We start from the raw sequence: 25,560 nt of genomic DNA, 5'->3' as shown, positions 1-25,560 counted from the left end.
ACGGAGGAAACGATTCCTTTACCCAGTAGGGGGGCCGGGGGCCGGGACCGGCTCAGCGGCGGATGAGGCCGAGGTCCGTGGCGGTGGCGACGGCGGCGGTGCGGGACTCGACGCCGAGCTTGGCGTAGACCCGGGCCAGATGGGACTTGACGGTGCCCTCGGTGAGGTGCAGCCGGGCGCCGATCGCCTGGTTGGACAGGCCCTCGGCGACCAGGGTGAGGACCTCGGTCTCACGCCGGGTCAGGGCGGTCGCGGGGGCGCGCAGCCGGTCCAGGAGCCGGTCGGCGACCACGGGGGCGAGGATGGTGCGGCCGGCCGCGGCGGTGCGCACGGCCGCGGCCAGGTCCTCGGGCGGGGCGTCCTTGAGGAGGTAGCCGGTGGCCCCGGCCTCGATGGCGGCCAGGGTGTCGGCGTCGGTGTCGTACGTCGTCACGATCAGGACGCGGGGAGCACCCGGGCGAGCGGTGATGGCGGCGGTGGCCTCGGCGCCGTTCATGCCCCTGCCGAACTGGAGGTCCATCAGGACGACGTCGATCCCGCCCGCGGCGGCACGGGCCACGGCGTCCTCGGCGGTGGCCGCCTCGGCCACCACCGTCATACCGGCCTCCGTCTCCAGCACGGCACGCAGGCCGGCCCGCACCACCGGGTGGTCGTCGGCGAGGAGCAGTCGGATGGGGGACTCGGTCACGGGCGGGCCTCGGGTTCGGGGTGCGTGCGGACGGGGGTGTGGGCGCCGGCGGAGGGGGCGAGGGAGGACGTGGTCCGGGGGGCCGGGTCCGCGGGGAAGGCGGCGGTCAGCGCCGTACCGCGGCCGGGGGCGGAGTCGAGCGTCAGCGTGCCGCCGAGGCTGTGGATCCGGGTGCGCATCGCCCTCAGGCCGAAGCCGCCGCTCTGCGGGTCGGGTTCGGGCAGGCGCGAGGGGTCGAACCCGGTGCCGTCGTCGGTGATGTGTACGGCGACCTGGCCGGCCGGATGGCCGAGGGTGACCTCGGCGGTGGTCGCGCCGGCGTGGCGGACCGTGTTGGCGAGGGCCGACTGGGCCGTGCGCAGCAGGGCGACCTCCTGGGCGGTGGGCAGCGGCCGCGGGTCGCCGGTGAGGCGGAAGCGGACCGCGATCCCGTGCCGGGCGGCGGTGGTCGCGCACAGCCGCTCCAGCGCGTCGGCCAGGCTGCTGCCCTCCAGGGCGGGCGGGGTGAGGGCGGCGACGAAGCGGCGGGCCTCGGCGAGGTTGTCCACGGACGCCTGCCGGGCCTGGCCGACGAAGCGAGCGGCGTTCTCCGGCGCCTGGGGCAGGGCGCGTTCCGCTGCGCGCAGCAGCAACTGGATGCTGGTCAGGCCCTGGGCGAGGGTGTCGTGGATCTCCCGGGCCAGCCGCTCCCGCTCGGCGAGCACCCCGGCCGTGTGCTGGGCCTCGGCCAGATCGGCGCGGGTGGCGGTGAGTTCCTCGATCAGCCGGCGCCGCTGTTCGCTCTCCCGGTACAGGGCCTGGTAGCCCCACACCACGGCCACCGCGACGGCGGCGCCGAGCGCCGGGCCGATGGCCATGGCGGGGGCGAAGGAGCCGGTGTGGGCGGCGTAGGCGCCGATCGCGGCGAGCGCGGTGCCGGCCACGGCGGCGAGCGCGGCGCGGCGCGCCAGCAGGTGCAGCTGGAGGAAGTACAGCGGGAAGGCGACCCAGACCCCGTCGGCGGACAGGGCCAGCAGCACCAGCCACATCGCGCCCACAGCGGCCAGCCAGCGGACGGCGGCCGGGCGCGAGGCGCGGACGCGGGGCAGCGCCGGCCCGGCCACGTACACCGCCGCGCAGGCCGCGGCGGCGGCGGCGATCCACCCGGGGTGCGGCAGGCCGTCGGCGAGGGCCCGGACGGCGGCCAGCACCAGCAGGCCGGCGATCAGCAGGTGCAGGCACCAGGCCAGGGTCCGGGTGGTCGGGGTCACGGAGGGAGTGTTCACGTTCACGGTCCCTCCAGACTAAGGAGGCGGGCGGCGGCCGGGCCTCTGTCGAAAGTTGGAAGCCGCACCCTCCCTTTCGGTCCGGGAAGTGCCGTCCCCCGCCAGATGTCCGTGCGGGGGTGCGGCGGCGACGGTGGAGGCCGACCGTTTCCCGCGCAGAGAGCAGGCCGAGCCGTGTTCGTCGCCTTCCGAGACCTGAAGTTCGCCAAGGGCCGCTTCGCCCTGATGGGCACGGTGATCGTACTGATCACCCTGCTGGTCGGGCTGCTGTCCGGGCTGACCGCCGGGCTCGGCCGGCAGAACACCTCCGCGATCACCTCGCTGCCCGCCGACCGGATCGCCTTCGCCGCGCCGGGCGGCGGGCAGGACCTGGCGTACGCGGACTCCACGGTCACCGAGCGGCAGTGGCGGCGGTGGGCCCGCACGCCGGGCGTCCGCAGCGCCGAACCGCTGGGCATCACCACCACCAGGGCCACCGCCGGGACCAGGAGTACCGGGGTGTCCGCCTTCGGCGTGCGGCCCGGCTCGCCGCTGGCTCCCGACGGCGGCCGGATCGGGGACGGTTCGGCGGTGCTGTCCGCCCCTGCCGCCGACCGCCTTGGGCTGCGGACCGGCGACACCTTCACCCTGGCCGGGCGGAAGCTGACCGTGGCCTCCGTACGGGGTGACGCCTTCTTCAGCCACACCCCGGTGGTCTGGATCAGCCTCGGCGCCTGGGGGAGGACCGCCCCTCCGGCCGGCCCCGGCACCGGCCCCACCGCGACCGTGATCGCCCTCGACACCGCCCCCGGCACCGACGTACGGGCCGCCGACCGGGCCGCGCGCACCAGGACCGTCACCCGGGACGCCTCGCTGTCCGCGATCGGCTCCTACACCTCCGAGAACGGCTCGCTCCAGCTGATGCGCGGCCTTCTGTTCGCCATCTCCGCCCTGGTGGTCGGCGCGTTCTTCACCGTGTGGACGATCCAGCGCGGTGCCGACGTCGCCGTGCTCAAGGCGCTCGGCGCGCCCACCGCCACCCTCCTGAAGGACGCGCTCGGACAGGCGCTCGTCCTGCTGGCCGGCGGCACCCTGGCCGGCACCGGTATCGCGGCGGCGCTCGGTGCCGTGATCGCCGGGGGCGCGGTGCCGTTCCTGCTGACGCCCTCGACCGTGCTGCTGCCGGCCGTCGTGATGATCGCCCTCGGGGCGCTCGGGGCCGCGCTGTCCATCCGCCGCATCACCTCCGTCGACCCGCTGACCGCCCTGGGGAGCGCCCGATGAGCCTGAACCTGACCGGTGTCACCCTCACCTATCCGGACGGCGAGGACCGGCTGACCGCCCTCGACCAGGTCACCCTGGACGTCCCGAAGGGCACCCTGACCGTGGTGGCCGGGCCCTCCGGCTCGGGCAAGTCCAGTCTGCTCGCGGTCGCCGCCACGCTGGTGACGCCCGACTCCGGCACCGTCACCGTCGACGGCACGAGCACGACCGGGATGAGCCGCCGCGCACGCACGGATCTGCGCCGCCGCTCGGTCGGCATCGTCTTCCAGCAGCCGAACCTGCTGGCCTCGCTGACCGCTGTGGAACAGCTCCAGGTCATGGCGCAGATCGACGGCCGCCGCCCGGCCCGGGCCCGCGGCCGGGCGATGGAGCTGCTGGCCGCGGTGGGCCTGGCCGCCCAGGCCGGGCGGCGCCCCCACCAGCTCTCCGGCGGGCAGCGGCAGCGCGTGAACATCGCCCGCGCCCTGATGAACGACCCCACCGTGCTGCTCGTGGACGAGCCGACCAGCGCCCTGGACCACGAACGCGGGGCCGCCGTCATCGACCTGCTCGCCCGGCTCACCCACGAGCGGGGCACGGCCACGGTCCTGGTCACCCACGACCGCACCCATCTCACCGCCGCCGACCAGGTCGCCGAGGTGGACGACGGCCGGCTGACCCGGTGCGCGCTCAGGCCCCCGGCACCAGCAGCGAATCGGCGATGAACTCCCGTACGTGGCCCATGACCTGCTCCCGGTTCGTCCCCCGCAGGCCCACGGCCACATGGATGGAGAATCCGTCGAGGAGCGCGCGCAGGCGGGCGGCGAACCGGTCGGCGTCGACGGGGCGGAACTGACCGCGGGAGATGCCCTCGGCGAGCAGGGCGACCAGGTCCCGGTGCCAGGCGCCCTCGATGGCAGCCTGCCGTTCGCGGGCGTCGTCGTCGGCGTTCTGCGAGCGGTTCCAGACCTCCAGCCACAGGGTCCAGTGCGGATCGCGGTGGCCGTCGGGGACGTACAGGTCGACGTAGGCGGCGAGGCGCTCCCGGGCGTTTCCGGGGCCCGTGAGCAGCCGGCCCCGCTCCGCGCCGAGCCGCCCCTCGCTCCACTCCAGGGCCTGCAGCAGCAGTTCGTCCTTGGAGCGGAAGTAGTAGAGGAGATGGCCGCTGCTCATGCCGACCTCGCGGCCCAGCGCCGCCATGGTGAGCTTCTCCAGACCGCGCTCGGCGATCATGTCCATGGCGGCGGCGAGGACCTCCTCGCGCGGCGGCGCGTTCTTCCGCGCCCGTGCCGCACCGGCCATCCCTGACTCTCCTCGATGCTCATGCCTTCGGCTGCTGCTGGGTGATGCAGTGGATGCCGCCCCCACCCGCAAAGATCGTACGCGCGTCCACCAGGGTGACCGTCCGCTCGGGGAACAGGCGGCGGAAGATCCCGGCGGCGATCTCGTCGCGGGGGTCCTCGAAGCCGCACAGCACGACGCCGCCGTTGCAGAGGTAGTGGTTGATGTAGGAGTAGTCGGCCCAGTGGCCGTCGGCCTCCAGGACGGTCGGGGCCGGTACCTCCACGACCTCCAGCCTGCGGCCCCGGGCGTCGGTCGCCGACTTCAGCAGGCCGATGACCTCCTTGGTGACCTCGTGGTCGGGGTGGGCCGGGTCCGGCTGGTGGTGGGCGACGACGACACCGGGGCGGGCGAAGGCGGCGACGATGTCGACGTGGCCGAGGGTGCCGAAGCCGTGCGGCGGGTAGTCGCCGGTCAGGCCGCGCGGCAGCCAGATCGCCTTGCTGGTGCCGAGGTGGGCGTGGATCTCGGCCTCGACCTCCGCCTTCGACCAGTGCGGGTTGCGCTCGGGGCCGAGCTGGACGGTCTCGGTGAGCAGCACGGTGCCCTCGCCGTCGACGTGGATCGCGCCGCCCTCGTTGACCAGCTTCGAGGCGTACGTCTTCGCGCCCGCGAGATCGGAGACATAGGCGGCGATCTTGGAGTCGTGCTCCCAGCGGGCCCAGTCCTGCGCGCCCCAGCCGTTGAACGTCCAGTCCACGGCGGCCAGTCGCCCGCGTCCGTCGGTGAGGAAGGTGGGTCCGATGTCCCGCATCCAGGCGTCGTCCAGCTCGCGCTCGACCGTGTCGATGCCGGGGCCGAGCAGCGCCTCGGCGTCCGCCGACTGCCCGGGGCCGCACACGACCGTCACCGGTTCGAAGCGGCGGACGGCGCGGGCCACCGAGGCCCAGGCCATGCGGGAGAGGCGGAGGTCGTCGGGGTCGTCGAAGGTGGGGTTGGGGCCCGGCCACGCCATCCAGGTGCGCTCGTGCGGGGTCCACTCGGCGGGCATGCGGAAGCCGTCGGCGGCGGGGGTGGTCATGTGAGATCCCTGAGGGTTAGAGGAAGTAGAGGCGGTTGAGGGGGACGGAGTCGGCGGGCTCGGAGCTGAGCGGCTCGCCGTCGAGGGTGACCAGGCCGGTGCGCCGGTCGACGTCGACGGCTCCGATACGGGCGTTCAGCCGCAGGTCGGCGGGGCCGATGCCGCGGGTGCCGCGCACGGCGACCCGGCGCCGCCGGGTCGGCATCCGGTCGTTGCCCTGGTCGACGGCCGCCTGGGCGACGAACGCGACCGAGATGTCGGCGGCCGTGGTGCCGTACGCGCCGAACTGCGGCCCCAGCACGAGGGGTTCGCAGGTGTCGGTGGCCGCGTTGGGGTCGCCGACCACGCCGTAGGCCGGGAAGCCGGACTTGAGGACGAGCTGCGGCTTGGCGCCGAAGTACTCCGGGCGCCACAGCACGATGTCGGCGAGCTTGCCGGTCTCGATCGAGCCGACCTCGTGGGAGAGGCCGTGGGCGATGGCCGGGTTGATCGTCAGCTTGGCCATGTAGCGCAGGACGCGGGCGTTGTCGTCGCCCTCGCCGTCGCCTTCCAGGGGCCCCAGCTCGGCCTTCATCTTGCCGGCCATGGCGAACGTACGGCGGACCGTCTCACCGGCGCGGCCCATCCCCTGGGCGTCGGAGGAGGTGATGCCGATCGCGCCCAGGTCGTGCAGCACGTCCTCGGCGCCCATCGTGCCCGCCCGGATGCGGTCGCGGGCCATGGCGGCGTCGCCGGGCAGGTCGGGCTTGAGGTCGTGGACGGAGACGATCATGCCGTAGTGCTCGGCGACCGCGTCCCGGCCGAAGGGCAGGGTGGGGTTGGTGGAGGAGCCGATGACGTTCGGGACACCGGCCATCTTCAGCACGTTGGGCACGTGTCCGCCGCCGCAGCCCTCGATGTGGAAGGCGTGGATCGTGCGGCCTTCGAGGACGCGAAGGGTGTCCTCGACCGACAGGCACTCGTTCAGGCCGTCGCTGTGCAGGGCCACCTGGACGTCGTGCTCCTCGGCCACCCGCAGCGCCGTGTCCAGGGCGCGGGTGTGGGCGCCCATGTCCTCGTGCACCTTGAAGCCGGAGGCGCCGCCCTCGGCCAGGGCCTCGACGAGGGGCGCGTCATGGGAGGACGAACCGCGGCCCAGGAAGCCGATGTTGACCGGCCACGCGTCGAAGGCGTTGAAGGCGTGGCGCAGCGCCCAGGGCGAGTTGACGCCGACGCCCCAGACCGGGCCGAACTCCTGCCCGATGATCGTGGTCACGCCGGAGGCGAGGGAGGCCTCCATGATGCGCGGCGACAGCAGGTGGACGTGCGTGTCGACGGCCCCGGCGGTGGCGATCAGCCCCTCGCCGGAGACGATGGAGGTGCCGGTGCCGACGACGACGTCCACGCCGTCCAGGGTGTCGGGATTGCCGGCGCGCCCGATGCCGCAGATCCGGCCCTCCCGGATGCCGATGGAGACCTTGCGGATGCCCTGCGCCGCGTCGATCACCACGACGTTGCTGATGACGACGTCACAGGTCTCGCGGACGGCGGCGGCCTTCAGGTGCAGTCCGTCGCGGGCGGTCTTGCCGAAGCCGGCCAGGAACTCGTCGCCGTACCGCTGGGAGTCGGACTCGACGCGGACGGTCAGGCCCGAGTCGCCGAGGCGGATACGGTCGCCGGCGCGGGGGCCGTGGGTGGCCGCGTAGGCGTGCGGGTCGATGTGGATCGCCCGGCTCACCTCTCGTCCCTTCGAGCGGCTCATCGCTCCTCGCCTCCTTCCGGCGTGCTGACGTGGGTGACTCCGAGGTAGCCGCAGGCGGCGGCCCGGCGCAGGGCCTCGTCCTTCGCGCCCGGCGCGTCCAGCGGCCCGTCGACCAGTCCGGCGAAGCCGATCGCGATCCGGTCACCGCCGATGGGCACGAGACCGACCTCCTCGGACTCCCCCGGCCCGAACCGCACGGACGATCCGGCGGGTACGGCCAGCCGCATGCCGTAGGCGGCCGAGCGGTCGAAGTCGAGGCGCGGGTTGGCCTCGAAGAAATGGAAGTGGGAGGTGACCGAGACCGGCACGGTCGCGGTGTTGGTGACCGGCAGCCGGACGACCGGCCCGGGGTCGGCGTGCTGGGGTCCGGGCAGCAGCGCGCCCGGTGCGTCCTCGCCGAGGCCGCCGCCGATGGGGTCGGAGACCACCGCGAGCCGGGAGCCGTCGTCGAAGACCGCCTCGACCATCACCTCGGTGACCACGTCGGCGACGCCCGGCAGCACGTCCTCGGGACCGAGCACGGACCGGGCCGCCTCGATGGCCTCCGCGAGCCGCCTGCCGTCGCGTGCGGCCTCGCACACGGTGTCCGCGATCAGCGCGGTGGCCTCCGGCACGTTCAGCCTCAGGCCGCGCGCCCGGCGGGCCCGGGCCAGCTCGGCGGCTCCGAACAGCAGCAGCCGGTCACGTTCCGTGGGGGTCAGTCTCACGTCGCGGCACCTCCTTGCCTTCCGCACTTTAGAGCATCACTCTAAACACAGAATTCATGAAACAGAAGCATTGACCGGCGGGGAAGCTTCACGTCACATTGAACGTCGCTCAAAACTCTCAGGCGGCGTCGAAGGAGACCAGCCATGCCGATAGAACAGCGCGGAGTCGACACCATCCCGGACGAGGAGCGGACCAGCGGTCCGCGCGACCTCGTCTCGATCCTGCTCGGCTCCAACCTCTGCCTCGGGGTGATCATCTTCGGCTGGCTGCCGCCGTCCTTCGGGCTCGGCTGGTGGGCGTCGGTGAGCTCCGTCCTGGCGGGCACGGTCGTCGGCACCCTCTTCACCGCACCGCTCGCGCTGGTCTCCCTGCGCACCGCGACCAACCTCTCCACGTCGTCCGGCGCCCAGTTCGGGGTGCGGGGCCGGCTGGTCGGCTCGGTCGTCGGCCTGCTGCTGGCCCTCGGGTACACCGCGCTGACCGTGTGGATCGGCGGCGACGTGATGCTGAGCGTGCTCGGCCGGCTGTTCGGGCTGCCCGCGGACGGGGTGTCGTACGCCGTCGTCTACGCGGTGCTCGCCACGGCGACCGTCGCCGGCGCGGTGTACGGCTACCGGGTGCTGCTCGCGATGTCCAAGGTGCTGGCGATCGGCATGACGTCCCTGCTGGTGCTGGGCGTCTTCGCCTACGCCCCGCACTTCAGCACCGCCGCGCTCCCGGGCACGGGCGGGTATCTGCTCGGCTCCTTCTGGCCGACCTGGTTCCTGGCCGCCGTGGCCGCGGGCCTGTCCGGCCCCATCGCCTTCATCACGCTGCTCGGCGACTACACCCGCTACATCTCGCCGTCCCGGTACTCCAGCCGCCGCGTGCTGCACGCCACCTGGCTCGGTCTGGTCCTCGGCCTGCTGGTGCCGCAGTTGTTCGGCACGTTCACGGCGTACGCGGCCCACGCGGCGCTCGACTACGCCGGTCCGCTGGTGTCGGCCTCTCCCGCCTGGTACCTGGTCCCGCTGCTGCTGTCCGCCTCGGCCGGCTCGGTCGGCAACGCGGGCCTGATGCTGTACTCGATGGGCCTCGACCTGGACGCCATCCTGCCGAGGGCCTCCCGCGCCCGCGCCACCTACACGGTCGCCGTCGTCGCCACCGCCTGCGTCTTCGTCGGCCACTACGCCTGGAACGCGCAGTCCGCCATGACGTCCTTCGTCCTGCTGCTCACCGCCATCGGCACCCCGTGGGCCGTCATCACCCTCATCGGCTTCGCCCGCTGCCGCGGGGTCTACGACGCCGACGCCCTGCAGGTCTTCAACCGCCGTTCACAGGGCGGGATCTACTGGTACCGGGCGGGCTGGAACCTCCGGGCGGCCGTGTCCTGGGCGGTGGGTGCCGGGGTCGGCCTGCTCGCGGTGTCCCTGCCGTCGTACCAGGGCCCGCTCCTGCGCCTGACCGGCGGGGTGGACTGCAGCTTCCTGCTGTCGGGGCTCGTGGGGGGCGCGGTGTACGTGTCGCTGACGCTCGCCGAACGCCGCGAAGGGGCGCGGGGAACTGCGCGATCAGCCACCACGGCCCCGCAGACGCCCGACGCCCCTTCACGGCAATTCGAACCGCGCTCTTAACCGACCTTGTGCATCCAGCCGTGCTTGTCCTCCGTCATCCCGCGCTGCAGGCCGAGGAGGGCCTCGCGCAGGCGGACGGTGACCGCGCCGGGAGCGCCGTCGCCGTGGGTCCAGGCGTCCGTCTTGGTCTTGACGTGACCGATGGGCGTGACCACGGCCGCGGTGCCGCAGGCGAAGACCTCGGTGAGGGCGCCGGATGCGGCGTCCTCACGCCACTGCTGGAGGGTGATGACCCCTTCCTCGGCCTTGTAGCCGAGGTCGCGGGCGACCTGGAGCAGGGAGTCGCGGGTGATGCCCTCCAGGATCGAGCCGGTGAGCTCGGGGGTGACGATCCGGTCGCCGTAGACGAAGGCGACGTTCATGCTGCCGCTCTCCTCGACCTTGGTGCGGGAGACCGCGTCGAGGTAGACGACCTGGTCGCAGCCGTGTGCGGCGGCCTCGGCCTGCGGCAGCAGGGAGGCGGCGTAGTTGCCGCCGGTCTTGGCGTCGCCGGTGCCGCCCGGGACGGCGCGGACGTGGTCCTCGGAGACCCAGATGGTGACCGGCTTCACGCCGCCCGCGAAGTAGGCGCCGGACGGGGAGGCGATCAGCATGAACAGGTACTCGTTCGCCGGGTGGACACCGAGCGCGGCCTCCGTGGCGAACATGAACGGGCGCAGGTAGAGGGACTCCTCGCCGCCGTGCGGCGGGACCCAGCCGGCGTCCTGGGTGAGCAGCGCGTCCAGCGCGGCGATGAACAGCTCCTCGGGCAGCTCGGCCATGGCCATGCGGCGGGCGGAGTTGCGGAAGCGGCGGGCGTTGGCCTCGGGGCGGAAGACCGCGATCGAGCCGTCGGGCTGCCGGTAGGCCTTCAGGCCCTCGAAGATCTCCTGGCCGTAGTGCAGGACGTGGGTGGAGGGGTCGAGGGAGATCGGGCCGTACGGAACGAGCTGGGCGTCGTGCCAGCCGCGGCCCTCGGTCCACCTGATGGTCACCATGTGGTCGGTGAAGTGGCGGCCGAATCCGGGGTTGGCCAGGATCGCCTCGCGCTCCGCGGCGGCGAGCGGGTGGGCGGAGGGCTTGAGCTCGATCGTGGGCGTCGTCATGAGTGGTTGTCCTTCACCGGTTGTAGTGACAGGCCGCAGACACGCCCGCACGACCGGTGGCCAGTGTTAGGACGTCCGAGCTTTCCCTCATACCGCGGCTCCGCGTTCGATTATCGCGCGGAGGCAGCGGTGGACGGAACCAGGGTGAAAGCGGCCCAGGGGTTGATGGTGGCACCCGGCGAGGCACAGGAAAAGCCGCCGGGTGCGGCAGCGACCCGGCGGCTTGTGGGGAGGGGGTGCCGGGTCAGCCGGCTACTCGGGCGGCGAGCGCGTCGCCGATCTGCGCGGTGCTGCGGGCGCCCAGCGAGGCGCGCTCGGTGAGGTCGGCGGCGACCGCGGCTTCGATGCGGTCGGCCTCGCCGGCGTAGCCGAGGTGGCGCAGCAGCAGGGCGACGGACAGGACCGTCGCGGTGGGGTCGGCCTTGCCCTGCCCGGCGATGTCCGGGGCCGAGCCGTGGACGGGCTCGAACATGGACGGGAACGCGCCGCTGGGGTTGATGTTGCCGGAGGCGGCCACGCCGATGCCGCCGGAGACGGCCGCGGCGAGGTCGGTGATGATGTCGCCGAAGAGGTTGTCGGTGACGATGACGTCGAACCGGCCCGGGTCGGTGACCAGGTAGATCGTGGCCGCGTCGACGTGGATGTAGTCGGTGGTGACCTCGGGGAACTCCTGGGCCACCTTGTTGAAGACGTTCGTCCACAGGTGCCCGGCGAAGGCCAGCACGTTGTTCTTGTGGACCAGCGTGAGCTTCTTGCGCGGGCGGGCCTGGGCGCGGGCGAAGGCGTCGCGGACCACGCGCTCGACACCGTAGGCCGTGTTGACCGACACCTCGGTGGCGACCTCGTGCTCGGTGCCCTTGCGGATGGTGCCGCCGTTGCCCGTGTACGGGCCCTCGGTGCCCTCGCGGACGACGACGAAGTCGATCTGCGGCTGGCCGGCGAGCGGCGTGGCGACGCCGGGCAGCAGCTTCGACGGGCGGAGGTTGACGTGGTGGTCGAAGGCGAAGCGGAGCTTGAGCAGGAAGCCGCGCTCCAGGACGCCGGACGGCACCGACGGGTCGCCGATGGCGCCGAGCAGGATGGCGTCGTGCCGCTTCAGCGCGTCGAGGTCGGCGTCGGTGAGGGTCTCACCCGTGGCGTGGTAGCGCCGGGCGCCGAAGTCGTACTCCTTGGTCTCCAGCTTCACATCCTGCGGCAGGACTGCGGAGAGGATCTTGAGACCTTCGGACACGACCTCCTGGCCGATGCCGTCACCCGGGATCACTGCGAGATTGATGCTGCGAGACATGCGGGCACCCTACTCCTCGTCCCAGGTGCTGACATGACCCTTCCACCATTCGGACACCCGGACGGGTGTCCTCCGGCGGGCGGGTTCAGTGGCCGGTCTCGCCGCCGTTGTCACGGCGGTCGAGGGCGCGCTGGAGGGCGGCGGCGGCGTTCTTGCGGTCGGACTCGCTCGTGCGGGACGCGTGGCGGACGCGGCGGCGGATGGTCGTCTCGGCCATGGAAATCGTCTCCTTCGGCAAACATGGAGCACGCAGAGGGGCAGGGAGACGCCGGAGAGGCGGCGAGCGACGGCCGCAGGGGTTACCTGCACAGGGCCCGGCTCACGACCGCCATTCGCTGGATCGAGCGAGACGTTCGGCTCCTACAAAAGTAAGGGAGTCTCCCGCTTCTGTCTGCACAATTACTCGGACTTCCTACTATCTGAGACGGCAGGCCGGGTCACACCTCTCTGACCTGGGATTCCGCGCGTTCAGGGGTGGGCGTTCGGAGGGAACGCAGGGTGCGGATCAGGGCCCGTACGGCGGCGGTGGTGGCCAGTTCCCTGGTGGTGACGTAGCCGACGGAGCGGTGGGGGCGGTCCGGCCCGAGGTCGGTGATCTCCACGGCGGGCGGCGCACCGGTGAGGGAGAGCGCCGGCATGATCGCCATGCCGAGCCCGCTGCCCACCATGGACAGCACCGCGCCGTCGTCCTCGGCGCTGACGGTCGCCGCCGGGATCCAGTCCTGGGCGGCCCACCAGGCACGCGTGTAGGAGCCGCAGTTCTCCGCCCAGTCGACGAGCGGGAGGGCGCGCGGGTCCCGGTGCCCCGCCGGATGGACCAGGGAGTACGGCTCCTGGAGCAGCACCCCGCCGACCAGTCCGGCCGGCGGCGGCCCGCTCAGGGTGGCGATCCCGAGGTCGGCCCGTCCCGCGGCGACCTCTCCCGCGGTGCCCGCGCCCAGTTCGCGTACGACGGTGACGGTCACCTCGACACCGGGGTGCCGCTCGGCGAGCCGTTCCAGGGCGGGCGGCAGCAGATGCAGGGCCGCGCTGCGGAAGGCGGCGATCCGCAGCGGTCCGGAGCTCTCACCGGTGTCCGCATCGCGGACGTCGGCGGCCAGGGCCTCCAGCATCCGCAGCACCCGCCGCGCATGGGCAGCGGCCCGCTCCCCCGCGGGCGTCGGCCGGGCACCGAACCGCCCGCGCTCGAACAGCACCACGCCCAGCTTCCGCTCGATCCCCCGCACGGCGTGGGAGACGGCCGACTGGGTGGCCCCGAGCCGGACGGCCGCCGTGGAGAACCCGCCCTCGTCGGCCACCGCGACCAGGATCCTCAGTTCCTGCGGGGCAAGGTCGGCTGCTGCCACTCGGGGTCTCCCACCTGCGTGTATGAGGGCGCTTCATGGATCGGCGCGTTCCATGAGCCCAACCCCCTGCCCGGCCCCGGCATTCCTCCCTAGCGTCCCCCGCATGACCGAGATCGCGCTCACCGTGCAGCAGACCGCCCGCCCCACCGGCTTCCCCACCGCGGACCACTTCCGCTTCGCCGAGTCCCCGGTGCCTGAACCGGCGCCCGGCACGGCCCTGGTGGAGAACCTCTACTGGTCCGTGGACCCGTACCACCGCGAGATGATGGACGGCGACTTCGCCCTCCACGCCCCGCTGGAGGGCCGCACCCTCGGCCGTGTCCTCGCCTCGCGCACACCGGACCTGCCCGAGGGTGAGGTCGTCTTCCACCGCCAGGGCTGGCGCACGCACTCCGTGGTCCGCCCGGAGGAGGTCAGACGGCTCCCCCACCACCCCGGCGTCCCGTTGTCGGCGTACCTGAGCGTGCTGGGCGGCACGGGTCTGACCGCGTACGTCGCCCTCACCCGCGTCGCCCGGCTGCGCGAGGGCGAGGACGTGTTCGTCTCCGGCGCGGCCGGCGGGGTCGGCACGGCGGCCGGCCGCTTCGCCCGGCTGCTCGGCGCGGGACGCGTGATCGGCAGCGCGGGCAGTCCCGCGAAGGTGGCGTACCTGACGGAACAGGCCGGTTACGACAGCGCCTTCGACTACCGCACGGCCCCGGTCGCCGACCTGCTGGCCGAGGCCGCCCCGACCGGCATCGACGTCTTCGTGGACAACGTCGGCGGCGACCAGCTCGGCGCGGCGATCGGCGCGCTGCGCGAACGGGGCCGGGTGGTGCGGGTCGGCACGATCAGCCAGTACAACACCCCGGACGCCCCGCCGGTCGTCTTCGACCACGCCGCCGTCGTGGAGAAGAGCCTGCGCATCGAGGGCTTCCTGGTGAGCGGCCACCGGGACGCGCAGGACGAGCTGTACGACTTCGCCGTACCGCATCTGCGCAGCGGGGCGCTGACGGCGGACGAGACGGTGGTCGACGGGTTCGAGCGGATCGTGGAGGCGTTCCTGCTGATGCTGCGCGGCGGCAACACGGGCAAGATCCTGGTCCGCGCCGCCTGACGACCCGTCGCCGTCGGGGCACGCCGCCGTCCGGACATGCCGTCGTCAGGTCACGTCGCCGTCGCGCCAGTCGAAGACCAGTTCCCCGTCCGGGTCGAGCGGCCCGGCGAGCGCGGGCCACAGGTACACGCCGCCCTCCTCCTCCGGCAGCCGTACGATCCCGTCCGGCGAGAGGGCGTGCACCTGTCCGGCCCACCGCCGCCAGCCCCGGGCGGAGTACAGCCGGGCCCCCTGCGCACTGGCGGAGAGAGCGCCGAGGTCGTACGCCCGGCCGATCACCCGCTCCAGTTCGCCCGTCACCCGCCCGCCGAGTCCGGTGCGCCGCACGTCGGCCCGTACGGCGACGGCTTCGACGTAACCGGTGCGCAGCCAGCGCCCGCGATGCCGCACGCGCCGCATCACCAGGGCCCCGTGCGCGGCGAGCCCGTCCCCGTCCTCGGCCAGCACGTGCAGCCCGCCGAGTCCGTGATCCCAGTCCTCGGCGGAGAACTCCCCGTCGAAGGCCGTGTCCAACAGGGCGCGGACACGGCCGAGTTCGGCGGGTTCGAGGCCGGCGGTGTGCACGAGGCGCAGTCGGATGTCCATGCCCCCATGGTCGCCCGTCACCGGCCCGCGCCGGCAGGGGACCGTGTGGCCGCCGGGAGTTGGAAACGGGCCGGGAGGCCTGCTCGGTGGCAGGCCTCCCGGCCCGTGTTCGAGGGGGCTGTCAGCCCATGTGCGGGTAGGCGTAGTCGGTCGGCGGGACCAGCGTCTCCTTGATGGCGCGGGTCAGGGTCCAGCGCAGCAGGTTCTGCGGGGCGCCGGCCTTGTCGTTGGTGCCGGAGGCACGGCCGCCGCCGAAGGGCTGCTGGCCGACGACGGCGCCGGTCGACTTGTCGTTGATGTAGAAGTTGCCCGCGGCGAAGCGGAGCTTCTCCATCGTGTACGCGGCCGCGGCGCGGTCGTTGGAGATGACCGAACCGGTCAGCGCGTAGTCCGACACCGACTCCATCTGGGTCAGCATCTCGTCGTACTTCTCGTCCTCGTAGACGTGCACGGCGAGGAACGGACCGAAGTACTCGGTGCGGAAGACCTCGTTCTCGGGGTCGGAGCACTCGACGACGGTCGGGCGGACGAAGTAGCCGACCGAGTCGTCGTAGGTGCCGCCCGCGACGATCGTGCAGGTCGGGTCCTCCTTGGCACGGTCGATCGCGGCCTTGTTCTTGGCGAACGAGCGGTCGTCGATCACGGCGCCGATGAAGTTCGACAGGTCGGTGACGTCACCCATGGTCAGGTAGTCGACCTCGGCCGCGAACTCCTCCTTGAAGCCGGAGTTCCAGATGGAGGCCGGGATGTACGCACGGGAGGTGGCCGAGCACTTCTGGCCCTGGTACTCGAAGGCACCGCGGGTGAGGGCGGTCTTCAGGACGGCGCGGTCGGCGCTCGGGTGGGCGACCAGGAAGTCCTTGCCGCCGGTCTCGCCGACCAGACGCGGGTAGGAGCGGTACTTCTCGATGTTGTTGCCGACCGTCTTCCACAGGTACTGGAAGGTCTTGGTCGAGCCGGTGAAGTGGATGCCCGCGAGGTCGCGGTGCTCAAGAGCCACCTTGGAGACCTCGATGCCGTCGCCGGTGACGAGGTTGATGACGCCCTTGGGCAGACCGGCCTCCTCCAGCAGCTGCATGAGCAGCACGGCGGCGTGCGTCTGCGTGGGCGACGGCTTCCAGAGCACGACGTTGCCCATCAGCGCGGGCGCGGTCGGCAGGTTGGCGGCGATCGCCGAGAAGTTGAACGGCGTGATCGCGTAGACGAAGCCCTCCAGCGGGCGGTGGTCCAGGCGGTTCCAGACGCCCGGGGAGTTCGCCGGGGGCTGCTCGGCGAGGATCTGCCGGGCGTAGTGGACGTTGAACCGCCAGAAGTCGACCAGCTCACAGGGGGAGTCGATCTCGGCCTGCTGGGCGGTCTTCGACTGACCCAGCATGGTGGAGGCGGCGATCGTCTCCCGCCACGGGCCGGCCAGCAGCTCGGCGGCGCGCAGGATGATCGCGGCACGGTCGTCGAAGGACATCGCGCGCCAGGCCGGGGCGGCGGCCAGGGCCGCGTCGATGGCGTCCGTCGCGTCCTGCTGGGTGGCGTGGCGGCCGGTGCCGATGACGGCCTTGTGGTTGTGCGGCTGCACGACCTCGAAGGGCTCGCCGCCGCCCATCCGCTTCTCGCCGCCGATGGTCATCGGCAGTTCGATCGGGTTCTCGGCCAGCTCCTTGAGCTTGGCCTCCAGCCGGGCGCGCTCGGGCGAGCCGGGGGCGTAGCCGTGCACCGGCTCGTTGACGGGGGTGGGGACCTGGGTCACAGCGTCCATGAGATCCTTGACTCCTTGAACTTGAGCGGGTGTTCGGGCTCAGCCCTTGCTGACCATCGACCGGACGAAGAAGCGCAGGTTCGCCGGCTTCTCGGCAAGCCTCCGCATGAAGTAGCCGTACCAGTCGGTGCCGTAGGCGGTGTAGACGCGCATGCGGTGGCCCTCGGCGGCCAGCCGCAGGTGCTCGTCGCTGCGGATGCCGTACAGCATCTGGAACTCGTACTCGTCCAGCTTGCGGCCGGCCTGGTGGGCCAGCTCCTGGGCGATGGCGATCAGACGCGGGTCGTGGGACCCGATCATCGGGTACCCCTCGCCCTCCATCAGCGTCTTCAGGATACGGACGTACGCCTTGTCGATCTCGTGCTTCTGCTGGTAGGCGACCTCGGCGGGCTCCTTGTAGGCGCCCTTGACCAGGCGGACCCGGCTGCCGGAGGCGGCGAGGCGGCGGGCGTCCGCCTCGGTGCGGAAGAGGTAGGCCTGGATGACGCAGCCGGTCTGCGGGAAGTCCTTCCGCAGCTCGTCGTGGATGGCGAACATCGAGTCGAGGGTGGTGTGGTCCTCGGCGTCCAGTGTCACGGTCGTACCGATGGCGGCGGCGGCCTCGACGACCGGGCGGACGTTGCCGAGCGCCAGCTCGTGGCCGCCCTCCAGCGCCTGGCCGAACATGGACAGCTTGACGGACATCTCGACCCGCTCGCCCAGCTGCAGCTCCTTGAGGTGGTCGATCAGCGCCAGGTAGGCGTCGCGGGCGTGGGTGGCCTGCTCGGGGGTGGTGATGTCCTCGCCGACGACGTCCATCGTCAGCTCCAGGCCCTTGGCCGTCAGGTCCTCGATGATCGGGACGATGTCGGCCACGGTCTCGCCGGGTATGAAGCGGTCGACGACCTGCTTGGTCACCGGGGCCGCCGAGATCAGGCGTCGCATCCGGTCGCTGCGCGACGCGGCGAGAATCACGGGACCCAGCACGGGGCACCTCCACAGACAAGCATCAAATGGGCCGTCACCCGACGTTTCGGGTACGGCACGGAGAACCACCGTGAAACCTAAGGATCTCTCCGATCGTGAGCCATCGACAGCTGTCACGCATCCGTGCCCGGGATCTCAGACAGATGTATGAAGGCGCCGGAAAATGGGAGAGAATGCCCGAGTGGCGGCGGAATACAAGGCGGACTACCAGGAACTGGTGGACGAGATCTCGGAGCTGCTGGGCTTCCCGGCGACCCTGGAGAACCGCGACTTCGAGCTGATCGTCTTCGGCGCGTACGACAGCGACGACGAGCTGGATCCCTCGGCGCTGGACCCGGTGCGCACCCGCTCGATCCTCACCCGCCGCTCCACGGCGACGGTCCGGTCGTGGTTCGAGGGCTTCGGCATCACCCGCGCGACCGGCCCGGTGCGCATCCCGCCGAGCCCCGAGGCCGGCGTGTACCGCGGCCGGATCTGCCTGCCGGTACGCCATCGGGGGGTCGTCCTCGGCTACGTCTGGCTGCTGGACGGCGATCCGGGGCCGACGGACGCGCAGCTGGCCGCCGCGATGCAGGTGGCCGGCCGGATCGGCGCGCTGCTCGCCGACGAGGCGGAGGCCGGGGCCGGGCTGAGCCGGGAGCTGCGGGCGGTGCTGACCGCGGAACGCGGCTGGCAGCGGGACATGGCGGTGGCCGAGCTGCGCACCGCGCTCGGCGCACGCGCGGACGGACCCGTCACCCTGGTGTGCGTCGCCCCCTGGCCGTCCGCCGACCCGGACGACGCCCCGGCCGCCCGTACGATCCCCCACACGGCGGCGCTGTGCACCCTTCCCTGGGGGGTGTCGGGGCAGAGCCTCGCGCTGCTGATCCGGCTGCGGACCACCCAGACGAGCACACCCGCGCTGGCGGCGGCCGGGCGGGTGCTGAAGGAGGCCGAGACGGCGCGCGGGGCCGGCGCCCGGGTGGCAGCGGCGGCCGCCGGGGTCGGCGAGCCCCGCGTCGGTCTCACCGAACTGGGGACGGTGTGGCAGGAGGCCGCGGCGGCGGCGCGCGCCGCGCTGGCCGAGCCGCGCTTCGGGCCCATCGCCCAGTGGGCCCGCATCGGGCCGTACCGGCTGCTGACCGCGCTGCCGCCCGAGTCCGCGCACGATCCCGTGGTCGGCCCGCTCCTCTCCCCCGCCCACCGGGAGCTCGCCCGCACCGCGGAGGTCTATCTCGACCGCGCGGGGCAGGCCGGCCGCACGGCCGCCGAACTGGGCATCCACCGGCAGACCCTGTACTACCGCCTGTCCCGGGTCGAGCAGCTGACCGGCCTGGACCTGGACGACGGCGAGGACCGCCTCCTCCTGCACATGGCCCTGAAGCGGGCCCGACTGTGACCGGCCGGGACATCAGGGACGCCCGGTAAGACCGGCCAGGGCGCCGAGAAGAGGTCGTGGCGTTTGGTGAGCGGTCGGGCCAGCGCGCGGCAAGGTCATCCCACCCCGCCGAACGTGCCACAGGCGGCCCGGAAGAACGGCCAAGGTGGCGGCGAGGGGCATGGCCGCCCGCGGACGGTCGGGCCGGCGGATGGGGATGTCGTCCCGTCCGGCCAGGGCGTCAAGGGCGGCCGGTAAGACCGGCCAGGGCGTCGGGGAGGGGCGTGGTGGTCGGGGGGCGGTCGGGCCAGCGGGCTGCGATGTGCCCGTCCGGCCGGACGAGCAGGGCGCCGCGCGGGCCGAGGCCGTACGGCTCGGTGTGCTCGCGGGGCAGTGGCTCGACGCGCAGCGGGACGGACCCGGCCGTGCGCTGCGCCCAGGCGGCGGGGTCCGGGGTGAGCAGGGTGAACCACGCGCCGACGGTGTCCAGCGTGGAGCGGTCGTCGCCGAGCCAGAGGTGCGGCAGGCGCCGCCCCGGATCCGCGGTGGGCACGTAGTCCGTACCGGAGCCGGGGCCGGGGTCCGTGCCGGGGTCGGAGGGCCGGGTGGGCGGCTGGTCGGTGGGGAGGACGGCGGCGGAGCGGTAGACGGCGCCGAGCACCAGGCCCAGTTGGGCGAAGTACCGGTCCGCCCAGGGGGTTTCGACCGGGTCCGGCACCGCTCCCCCGGCCCGCAGCTGTGCGAGCCGGCGGCGCTGCACCTCGCGCAGGAGCTGGGCGTTGGCCACCGCCTGGCGGAGCGTCTCGTGGGCGACGGGGTGCCGTTCCGGCTCGTAGGTGGCCAGCAGCCCCGGCCCGGCCCAGCCCTGGAGCACGCCCGCCAGTTTCCAGCACAGGTTGTGCACGTCGGCCACGCCGGCGTTCATGCCCAGGCCGCCGATGACCGGGACCGCGTGTGCGGCATCGCCGGCCAGCAGGACCCGGCCGTGCAGGAGCCGCTCGGCGACGAACGCCTCCATCACCCAGTGCTGGACACGCAGCACCCGGGGCCGTACGCCGGTGCCGGGGCCGAGGGCGCGCGCCACGAGGCCGGCCCAGTCGGTGTCCCCGGCGCCGTCGGGCGTGGGGCCGAACCAGGCCCAGCCTCCTTCGGGGTAGAGCGGCATGAAGGAGCCGTGCGGGGTGAAGTAGACCCCGGCGGGCTGCCGGGCGCACCAGCGGTCCAGGTCGGCGTCGAACACCACGGTGGTGGCGTCCCCGAGCGCGCCCGGGCCGGCGGTGCCGATGCCCAGCAGCCGCCGGACGGTGGAGTGCGCGCCGTCGGCGGCGAGGACGTACCGGGCGCGGATCCGCGTCTCGGCGCCGGTGCGGTGGTCGGCGAGCCGCGCGACGACGGCGTCGTCCTCCTCGGTCAGGCCGGCGAGCCCGGTCCCGAACCGCACCGGCGTGTCCGCCGCGCCGAGCAGGACGGGCTCCAGCCGGTCCTGCGAGGTGACCACGCCGGTCACGGGGCTCTCCGGCACCGGTGCGTGCACCGCGGCCATCGCCGCCGTGGCGAAGTCGCGGCCGCTCAGGGTGTCACGGAAGCGGACCCGGCCGTAGCGCGGCGCGAACGCCCTGGCGGTGATCCGGTCGGCGAGCCCCAGCCCCCGGAAGATCTCCATCGAGCGCACGTTGACCAGCCGTGACCGGGGAAACGGTGACAGCTCGCCATGCCGCTCGACCAGCAGCGTCCGCACGCCCCAGCGTTCCAGCAGGGCGCGGGCGGTGAGCCCCACCGGGCCGGCCCCGACGATCAGCACCGCCGTCCGGGTGTCCGCTACGGGCATCTCGGCCAGGGTTCCTGGCGATTCGGGCACATGGGGTCAATCTCCCGCACCCGACGGCCGCCCGCAATCCGCGCACCGGCGCGTTCAGCGCGTACCGGCGCGTACGCACGTCAACGGCTCACCGGCACTGTCCGGACCGTGGCCCGCTCACCGTGTTGCCGCTCTGCCGCAGTTCCGGCGCGCTGCCGTCGCAGGACAGCGGACCGTCGACCTGGTCGTCCACGAAGGCGGGCGTGGACTCCTCGGGGAGCGGGCCGCTGCCGCTGTTGCCGGTGATCCGCACCGGGCCGGTGACCGCGTTGCCGGTGACCGAGAAGCCGCCGGTGTCGGCGTCCAGGGTCAGCGGGCCCCGGACGCCGTTGCCCGCACAGGTCACCGGGACGCCGCCGATCCGTACGCAGCCGGCGCTGCTAGCTGTTGCCGACCCCGTCGATCACCCGGCGCAGCCCCGCCGTCAGCTGCTCGGCGGTGGTGGCCGAGTCCGGGTCGAAGAGCCACTGGACCATGAGGCCGTTGAGCAGCGTCTGGTAGAGGCGCCCCTCGGTATCGACCGCCTCCGGGTCGAGTTCGGCCTCCGGGACACCGCTGAACATGGCGGCGAGCCCCGCGCGGCCCTCCTTCTGCGCCTCGGCCAGGAGCTTGCGCACCTGCTCCAGCCGCTCGTCCTGGAACATGAGCTCGAAGCTGAGCAGCCAGATCGCCCGGGAGTCGGGCACCGTGCGGATGATGCTCGTCCACACCTCCTGGAAGCGCTCCAGCGACCCGGGGGGCTGCGTCACCGTCCCGCCGAGCCCGGGGTCGAACCGCTCCCCCACCTCCTCGATCAGCGCGACGTAGGCCTGCACCAGCAACTCGGCCTTCGACCCGTAGTGGTAGCCGATCGACGCCAGGTTGGTGCCCGACTCCTTGACGATGTCCCGCGCGGTCGTGCGCAGGAACCCCTTCTCCAGCAGGCAGCGCTTGGCGCCTTCGAGCAGATCCTCACGGTGTCCCATGCGTCCCACCCTACCGCCGATCCATACGAGCGTCCTAGACGGATGACTTATACATTCGTTCTAGACAAGTGTTTAAGACGCCCGTACAGTCATCGGCATGACCCACTCGACGAGCACCAACTCCCCTGCCGGACGCGCCGGTCGCCGCGAATGGACCGCGCTCGCGGTGCTGATGCTTCCGCTGCTGCTGGTCTCCATGGACGTCTCGGTCCTCTACTTCGCCATCCCGGCGATCAGCGCGGACCTCGCCCCGAGCGGCACCCAGCAGCTGTGGATCTTCGACATCTACGCCTTCGTCCTGGCCGGCCTGCTGATGACGATGGGTTCGCTGGGCGACCGCATCGGCCGCCGCAAGCTCCTCCTGATCGGCGCCGCGGCCTTCGGGGCCGCGTCCCTGGTCGCGGCCTACGCGAACAGCGCCGAGACCCTGATCGCGGCCCGCGCGGTCCTCGGTATCGGCGGGGCGACCCTGATGCCCTCGACGATGGCGCTCGTCCGCACGATGTTCACCGACCCCGGGCAGCGGGCGAAGGCGATCGGCATCTGGTCCGGCGTGATGACCGGCGGCATCGCACTGGGCTCCGTGCTGAGCGGTGTGCTGGTCCAGTACTTCTGGTGGGGCTCGGTCTTCCTGGTCAACCTGCCCGCGATGGCCCTGCTGCTGGTCCTCGGTCCGCTCCTGCTCCCCGAGTCGAGGAACCCTGAGCCCGGCCGCTTCGACCTCGTGAGCGTGCCGCTGTCGCTGGCGGCGGTGCTCCCGGTGATCTACGGCCTCAAGGAGATCCCGTCCGAGGGCTGGCACCCGCAGTACGTCGTCTCGGTCACCGTCGGCCTGCTCTTCGCGGTCCTCTTCGTCCACCGCCAGCGGACGGCCGCCTCGCCGATGATCTCGCCGGCCCTGTTCCGCGGCCGGGGCTTCGCCCCCGCGGTGGTCCTGAACCTCGTCTCCGCGTTCGCGATGATGGGTTCGGCCTTCTTCACCACGCAGTACCTGCAGTCGGTGCTCGGCAAGAGCGCGATGGAGGCGGCCCTGTGGGCGCTGCTGCCCTCGGTGCCGATCGGCATGGCGGCCCCGATCGCGACCGCCCTGGTCCAGAAGGGCGTCAACCGCGCCTACGTGGTCACCTCGGGCTTCGTCATCGCCGCGGTGGGCTACGGCCTGCTGGCCCTGGCCGGCACGGACTCCCTCTGGCTCGTCCTCGCCGCCTGCGGCGTCCTGGCCTCCGGCATCGTCATGGTGATGTCGCAGATGACCGACCTGGCCATGGGCGCGGCCCCGGTGGAGAAGGCGGGCGCCGCCTCCTCCCTGCTGGAGACCGGCCAGGAGTTCGGCGGCGCGCTGGGCATGGCGGTCCTCGGCTCCATCGGTACGGCGGTCTACCGCCACGAGATGCCGTCCTCGGCCCCGGCCGAGGCCCACGAGACCCTGGGCGGCGCGCTGGCCGTCGCCGGACACCTGCCGGGGCGTGCGGGAGACGCCCTGGCGACGGCGGCCCGGGAGGCGTTCACCACCGGCATGCACGGCGCCGCCCTCGCGGGCACGGCGGTCCTGCTCCTCGCGGCGATCGCGGCGGCGACGACCCTGCGCCGGATCCACGTGCGGGAGACGCCGGCGGCGGAGGCCGAGGAGGCTGTGGTCTGAGGTTCCTCACGGCACGCAAAAGCGCCGGACGGGCTGACATCGGTCAGGCCGTCCGGCGCTTGTCGTGCGAGGGTCTCAGACCAGGTTCACCGAGCGGGCGGACGTCGCACCGATCTCGGCGGCCACCTCGGCCAGCACACCGGCGGTGACCGTGTCGTCGACGGTGAGCACGGCCAGCGCCTCACCGCCCACCGCCGCGCGGGCGACCTGCATGCCGGCGATGTTGATGCCCGCCTCGCCGAGGATGCGGCCCACGGTGCCGACGACACCGGGGCGGTCCTCGTAGCGCAGCACGACCATGTGGTCGGCGAGCGCGAGGTCGACGTCGTAGTCGCCGACCGCGACGATCTTCTGGACGTGCTTCGGGCCGGCCAGCGTGCCGGAGACCGACACCTCCTCGCCGTCCGCGAGCGTGCCGCGCACGGTGACGACGTTGCGGTGCTCGGCCGACTCGGAGCTGGTGGTCAGCCGGACCTCGACGCCGCGCTCCTGCGCGAACAGCGGCGCGTTGACGTACGACACCGTCTCGTCGACGACGTCCTCGAAGACACCCTTGAGCGCGGACAGCTCCAGCACCTTCACGTCGTGCTGGGTGATCTCGCCGTAGACCTCGACGTCGAGGCGGACCGCGACCTCACCGGCGAGCGCGGTGAAGATCCGGCCGAGGCGCTCGGCGAGCGGCAGACCCGGCTTGACGTCCTCGGCGATGACACCGCCCTGCACGTTCACCGCGTCCGGCACCAGCTCGCCGGCGAGCGCGAGGCGCACCGACTTGGCGACGGCGATGCCGGCCTTCTCCTGGGCCTCGTCGGTGGAGGCGCCGAGGTGCGGGGTGCAGACGACCTGGTCCAGCTCGAACAGCGGCGAGTCGGTGCACGGCTCCTTGGCGTACACGTCGAGACCGGCGCCGGCGACCCGGCCCTCCTTCAGCGCCGCGTACAGCGCCGCCTCGTCCACGATGCCGCCGCGCGCGGCGTTGACGACACGCACGCTCGGCTTGACCTTGCGCAGCGCCTCGTCGCCGATGAGGCCGAGGGTCTCGGGGGTCTTGGGCAGGTGGACGGTGATGAAGTCGGAGACCTCCAGCAGCTCGTCCAGGGACAGCACCTTCACGCCCATCTGCGCGGCCCGCGCGGGCTGCACGTAGGGGTCGTAGGCGACGACCTTCATGCCGAAGGCGGACATGCGCTGGGCGACCAGGGCACCGATGCGGCCGAGGCCGACGACGCCGAGGGTCTTCTCGGCCAGCTCGACACCGGTGTACTTGCTGCGCTTCCACTCGCCGTTCTTCAGCGCGGTGTTGGCCTGCGGGATGTTGCGGGCGCTGGCGAGGATCAGACCGCAGGCGAGCTCGGCGGCGGTCACGATGTTGGAGGTGGGGGCGTTGACGACCATCACGCCGGCCTTGGTGGCGGCGGAGACGTCGACGTTGTCCAGGCCGACGCCGGCGCGCGCGACGACCTTGAGCTTCTTCGCCGCGGCGATGGCCTCGGCGTCGACCTTGGTGGCGGAACGGATCAGGATCGCGTCGACGTCGGCGATGGCGGGAAGCAGCTCGGCGCGGTCGGCTCCGTTGCAGTGCCGGATCTCGAAGTCCGGCCCAAGCGCGTCGACGGTGGCGGGCGACAGCTCTTCAGCGATGAGTACGACGGGTTTCGAGCTCACGTGAGTCCTCACAAGTCCAATGCGGACGGCCGTCCCGACGGCCGCTGGCGGTGGAGGGGGCTAGCCGCGGAAGACGCACGACGCTGTGGGCCTGACGCGTATGTTGTGCAGCAGTGTAGTGGCGCGGCGGTCGTCGTTTTGCGCCACCGCGGAAGTATCACCCGGACGGGAATCTACATTTTGTAGCCCTGCCGCCGGTTGTGGAACAGGGGGCCGGAGCAGCTGCCCCGACCCCCTGCCGTGAGGCTTACGCCTCCTCGTTCACCCAGCTCATCAGCTTGCGCAGCTGCTTGCCGGTGGTCTCCAGCAGGTGCTCGGAGTCCTGCTGCTTGTAC

The 25,560-nt window shown here is 72.6% G+C and carries 23 protein-coding genes; 6 read left to right on the top strand and 17 right to left on the bottom strand.

Translation table 11 applies throughout. The annotated features are described in order from the left end of the window. Nucleotides 1-52: 52 nt before the first annotated feature. Both IE244_RS27760 and IE244_RS27755 read right to left on the bottom strand, forming a co-directional pair. Nucleotides 53-688 (bottom strand): response regulator, encoded by a 636-nt coding sequence (locus IE244_RS27760; protein ID WP_191876325.1) that lies wholly within the window; start codon nucleotides 686-688, stop codon nucleotides 53-55. Then, nucleotides 685-1,959 (bottom strand): sensor histidine kinase, encoded by a 1,275-nt coding sequence (locus IE244_RS27755; RefSeq protein WP_191876324.1) that lies wholly within the window; start codon nucleotides 1,957-1,959, stop codon nucleotides 685-687. Before IE244_RS27755 ends, IE244_RS27760 begins: the two co-directional genes overlap by 4 nt. Nucleotides 1,960-2,127: 168 nt before the next feature. On the opposite strand from IE244_RS27755, the gene IE244_RS27750 reads away from it, so the two are divergent. Together IE244_RS27750 and IE244_RS27745 are read left to right on the top strand one after the other, a co-directional pair. Then, nucleotides 2,128-3,216, top strand: coding sequence for an ABC transporter permease (locus IE244_RS27750; RefSeq protein ID WP_191876323.1), 1,089 nt, complete (start codon nucleotides 2,128-2,130; stop codon nucleotides 3,214-3,216). Continuing rightward, nucleotides 3,213-3,920 (top strand): ABC transporter ATP-binding protein, encoded by a 708-nt coding sequence (locus tag IE244_RS27745; protein WP_191876322.1) that lies wholly within the window; start codon nucleotides 3,213-3,215, stop codon nucleotides 3,918-3,920. The genes IE244_RS27750 and IE244_RS27745 overlap by 4 nt, the downstream gene beginning before the upstream one ends. Here the strand turns inward: IE244_RS27745 and IE244_RS27740 are convergent. The 4 genes from IE244_RS27740 to ureA are packed head-to-tail and all read right to left on the bottom strand — an operon-like array spanning nucleotide 3,886 to nucleotide 8,005. Beyond that, a complete protein-coding gene (locus IE244_RS27740) occupies nucleotides 3,886-4,497 on the bottom strand; it encodes a TetR/AcrR family transcriptional regulator (RefSeq protein ID WP_191876321.1) in 612 nt (203 codons plus the stop codon). The two genes, IE244_RS27745 and IE244_RS27740, sit on opposite strands and share 35 nt — an antisense overlap. 19 nt (nucleotides 4,498-4,516) lie before the next feature. Continuing rightward, on the bottom strand, nucleotides 4,517-5,557 hold the full coding sequence (locus IE244_RS27735) for an agmatine deiminase family protein (protein ID WP_191876320.1): 1,041 nt from the start codon (nucleotides 5,555-5,557) through the stop codon (nucleotides 4,517-4,519). A 16-nt stretch (nucleotides 5,558-5,573) separates the two neighbouring features. After that, the gene (locus tag IE244_RS27730; RefSeq protein ID WP_191876319.1) at nucleotides 5,574-7,298 is read right to left on the bottom strand and encodes an urease subunit alpha; all 1,725 of its coding nucleotides are present in this window, start codon (nucleotides 7,296-7,298) and stop codon (nucleotides 5,574-5,576) included. Further along, a complete protein-coding gene (gene ureA, locus IE244_RS27725; protein ID WP_191876318.1) occupies nucleotides 7,295-8,005 on the bottom strand; it encodes an urease subunit gamma in 711 nt (236 codons plus the stop codon). The genes IE244_RS27730 and ureA overlap by 4 nt, the downstream gene beginning before the upstream one ends. Nucleotides 8,006-8,149: 144 nt before the next feature. Between ureA and IE244_RS27720 the strand changes: the two genes are divergently transcribed. After that, nucleotides 8,150-9,619, top strand: a complete 1,470-nt coding sequence (locus IE244_RS27720; RefSeq protein ID WP_191876317.1) for a cytosine permease — start codon at nucleotides 8,150-8,152, stop codon at nucleotides 9,617-9,619. Here the strand turns inward: IE244_RS27720 and IE244_RS27715 are convergent. From IE244_RS27715 to IE244_RS27705, 4 genes are all read right to left on the bottom strand, one after another. Next, nucleotides 9,616-10,704 carry a branched-chain amino acid aminotransferase gene (locus tag IE244_RS27715; RefSeq protein ID WP_031167140.1) on the bottom strand — a complete coding sequence of 363 codons (1,089 nt, stop codon included), beginning with the start codon at nucleotides 10,702-10,704 and terminating at the stop codon, nucleotides 9,616-9,618. The two genes, IE244_RS27720 and IE244_RS27715, sit on opposite strands and share 4 nt — an antisense overlap. 244 nt (nucleotides 10,705-10,948) lie before the next feature. After that, nucleotides 10,949-11,992, bottom strand: coding sequence for a 3-isopropylmalate dehydrogenase (locus IE244_RS27710; RefSeq protein WP_191876316.1), 1,044 nt, complete (start codon nucleotides 11,990-11,992; stop codon nucleotides 10,949-10,951). 85 nt (nucleotides 11,993-12,077) lie between these two features. Continuing rightward, nucleotides 12,078-12,209 carry a hypothetical protein gene (locus tag IE244_RS42875; RefSeq protein ID WP_107069346.1) on the bottom strand — a complete coding sequence of 44 codons (132 nt, stop codon included), beginning with the start codon at nucleotides 12,207-12,209 and terminating at the stop codon, nucleotides 12,078-12,080. Between the two features lie 220 nt (nucleotides 12,210-12,429). Then, the gene (locus IE244_RS27705) at nucleotides 12,430-13,338 is read right to left on the bottom strand and encodes a LysR family transcriptional regulator (RefSeq protein WP_191876315.1); all 909 of its coding nucleotides are present in this window, start codon (nucleotides 13,336-13,338) and stop codon (nucleotides 12,430-12,432) included. A 103-nt stretch (nucleotides 13,339-13,441) separates the two neighbouring features. Here IE244_RS27705 and IE244_RS27700 point away from each other — a divergent pair, with 103 nt between their 5' ends. Continuing rightward, nucleotides 13,442-14,434, top strand: coding sequence for an MDR family NADP-dependent oxidoreductase (locus IE244_RS27700; RefSeq protein WP_191876314.1), 993 nt, complete (start codon nucleotides 13,442-13,444; stop codon nucleotides 14,432-14,434). 45 nt (nucleotides 14,435-14,479) lie between these two features. On the opposite strand, the gene IE244_RS27695 is transcribed toward IE244_RS27700, so the two are convergent. The 3 genes from IE244_RS27695 to IE244_RS27685 all read right to left on the bottom strand — a co-directional run bounded on the left by IE244_RS27695 (nucleotide 14,480) and on the right by IE244_RS27685 (nucleotide 17,738). Beyond that, nucleotides 14,480-15,019 carry a GNAT family N-acetyltransferase gene (locus IE244_RS27695; RefSeq protein ID WP_191876313.1) on the bottom strand — a complete coding sequence of 180 codons (540 nt, stop codon included), beginning with the start codon at nucleotides 15,017-15,019 and terminating at the stop codon, nucleotides 14,480-14,482. 121 nt (nucleotides 15,020-15,140) lie between these two features. Beyond that, entirely contained in the window at nucleotides 15,141-16,772 is a 1,632-nt protein-coding gene (pruA, locus tag IE244_RS27690) for an L-glutamate gamma-semialdehyde dehydrogenase (protein ID WP_191876312.1), read from the bottom strand. Between the two features lie 39 nt (nucleotides 16,773-16,811). After that, complete coding sequence (locus IE244_RS27685) at nucleotides 16,812-17,738, bottom strand: proline dehydrogenase family protein (protein WP_191876311.1); 927 nt, start codon at nucleotides 17,736-17,738, stop codon at nucleotides 16,812-16,814. Between the two features lie 181 nt (nucleotides 17,739-17,919). On the opposite strand from IE244_RS27685, the gene IE244_RS27680 reads away from it, so the two are divergent. Further along, a complete protein-coding gene (locus IE244_RS27680; protein ID WP_191876310.1) occupies nucleotides 17,920-19,116 on the top strand; it encodes a PucR family transcriptional regulator in 1,197 nt (398 codons plus the stop codon). Nucleotides 19,117-19,336: 220 nt separating this feature from the next. On the opposite strand, the gene IE244_RS27675 is transcribed toward IE244_RS27680, so the two are convergent. The 3 genes from IE244_RS27675 to IE244_RS27665 all read right to left on the bottom strand — a co-directional run bounded on the left by IE244_RS27675 (nucleotide 19,337) and on the right by IE244_RS27665 (nucleotide 21,918). Then, nucleotides 19,337-20,923 (bottom strand): FAD-dependent monooxygenase, encoded by a 1,587-nt coding sequence (locus tag IE244_RS27675; RefSeq protein WP_191876309.1) that lies wholly within the window; start codon nucleotides 20,921-20,923, stop codon nucleotides 19,337-19,339. A 118-nt stretch (nucleotides 20,924-21,041) separates the two neighbouring features. After that, nucleotides 21,042-21,299, bottom strand: a complete 258-nt coding sequence (locus IE244_RS27670) for a hypothetical protein (RefSeq protein WP_191876308.1) — start codon at nucleotides 21,297-21,299, stop codon at nucleotides 21,042-21,044. Between the two features lie 34 nt (nucleotides 21,300-21,333). Beyond that, nucleotides 21,334-21,918, bottom strand: coding sequence for a TetR/AcrR family transcriptional regulator (locus IE244_RS27665; RefSeq protein WP_191876307.1), 585 nt, complete (start codon nucleotides 21,916-21,918; stop codon nucleotides 21,334-21,336). 97 nt (nucleotides 21,919-22,015) lie between these two features. Between IE244_RS27665 and IE244_RS27660 the strand changes: the two genes are divergently transcribed. After that, nucleotides 22,016-23,560, top strand: coding sequence for an MFS transporter (locus IE244_RS27660; RefSeq protein WP_191876306.1), 1,545 nt, complete (start codon nucleotides 22,016-22,018; stop codon nucleotides 23,558-23,560). A gap of 75 nt (nucleotides 23,561-23,635) precedes the next feature. On the opposite strand, the gene serA is transcribed toward IE244_RS27660, so the two are convergent. Then, nucleotides 23,636-25,225, bottom strand: coding sequence for a phosphoglycerate dehydrogenase (gene serA, locus IE244_RS27655; RefSeq protein ID WP_191876305.1), 1,590 nt, complete (start codon nucleotides 25,223-25,225; stop codon nucleotides 23,636-23,638). Between the last annotated feature and the right edge of the window lie 335 nt (nucleotides 25,226-25,560).

The organism is Streptomyces filipinensis, assembly GCF_014649495.1.
GTDB classification, from domain to species: domain Bacteria; phylum Actinomycetota; class Actinomycetes; order Streptomycetales; family Streptomycetaceae; genus Streptomyces; species Streptomyces filipinensis.
The sequence above is the reverse complement of the archived record's forward strand: the minus strand, read 5'-3'. Positions and strand labels throughout refer to the sequence as shown.